The sequence below is a fragment of the Acinetobacter sp. YH12227 genome (assembly GCF_013417785.1).
Taxonomy (GTDB): Bacteria; Pseudomonadota; Gammaproteobacteria; order Pseudomonadales; family Moraxellaceae; genus Acinetobacter; species Acinetobacter gandensis.
The window spans coordinates 1-1,198 of record NZ_VPDH01000181.1 but is presented as its reverse complement, the minus strand read 5'-3'; the positions used below and the strand labels follow the sequence as shown (position 1 = coordinate 1,198).

At 33.6% G+C, this 1,198-nt stretch carries 1 protein-coding gene; it reads left to right on the top strand.

What is annotated here, in order from left to right:
- Positions 1–138: 138 nt before the first annotated feature.
- A complete protein-coding gene (locus FTV09_RS17805; RefSeq protein ID WP_180059012.1) occupies positions 139–654 on the top strand; it encodes a hypothetical protein in 516 nt (171 codons plus the stop codon).
- Positions 655–1,198 lie beyond the last annotated feature (544 nt).

Here is a 1,198-nt window from a genome sequence, read left to right as displayed (position 1 = left end):
CATTTTTCTTTATACTGTCACTGAGGCAGGTTGGACATTTGATTTCTAGAGTTATTTGCATTTCTCTATTTTATCAAAATTCAACCTGCTTTTTTTCAGCATACTTTTTGAAACACCACCATTTTTTGGAAAACCAACATGACTGAAAAAGAACATATTAATGAATATATTAAGAGCACGTGTGATTTAATCATTCAACATGTAAAAAACATTATTACTCTTCGAGAAAACATTAATAAACCATGGGGATATAGCTCCAGATTAATGGAGCATTTATTTCATCCAGAAAATGAACTGCTTTTTAAAGGATACTCAAAGAATATTTTTAATAATAAATCAGCAACGGCTATTAAGCCATGGAAAGAACATATTGTTCCCATGGCTTATGTCTTTGATAACTTATGGGTATTAATTGAAAGCAATGAATTATCAGATGCTGAACTCTCCAAAATTCTACAAAGAAATCTTGGTGTAGCCCATATTTCCTATGAAGACCAGAAAAAGTTAGATACTAAATTTTCAGGATTAAAAACAAATATGCCTAATGGATGGTGTTTGAAAACAGGTGATCCTATAGATCGTTTAAAAGCAGTTGGTATTGAATTAGTTGATGAAAATGGGGTTGAAATTCAATCTTTAATTACCCCGATTTAACATAAAATCTCTTATGCGAAATTCATCATCAGCTGTTAGAACCCATTTAAAATATCATTGTTTTTCATATAGTTAAAAATTTTTCATCCCCATGAAAAACAACAAAAAACTGACTTGGAAACAAGTCGGTTTCTTTTTAAGCAATTTTGATACTTCTTGCCAATAAGATTGATCGATATTTAATCAGTTTGTCATTTTTCTCTGCGTTATCAAGCCAGCGCTTGCTTAAATTATCCCCAATTTCTGCGGACAACTCTTGGGATAAAAATCCACCAATTTTGTACGCCTGAGCGCACATGTATTTAGGGGTTTTGCGGATATTCACAATCCCTTGTATTCAATATCATGAAGTCATAAGAGAACAGGACGTTCCGCAGAATAAAAATAAATAATCGCACAAGGATCGGCGGTACGACAGGAGTCATGCCAAGCGAACCAATACGAAAAAGCCCGACAGGATGTCGGGCTTTTTTTATGGCTTAAATTTCTATAACTGAGTATTGATCTGATAGCGTGTATTACGTCCCCCACCTTCCAATTTGAC

What these genes read in the sequence shown, in the direction of transcription:
- FTV09_RS17805 (WP_180059012.1), top strand. Translation starts at nt 139, where the DNA reads ATGACTGAAAAAGAACATATTAATGAATATATTAAGAGCACGTGTGAT.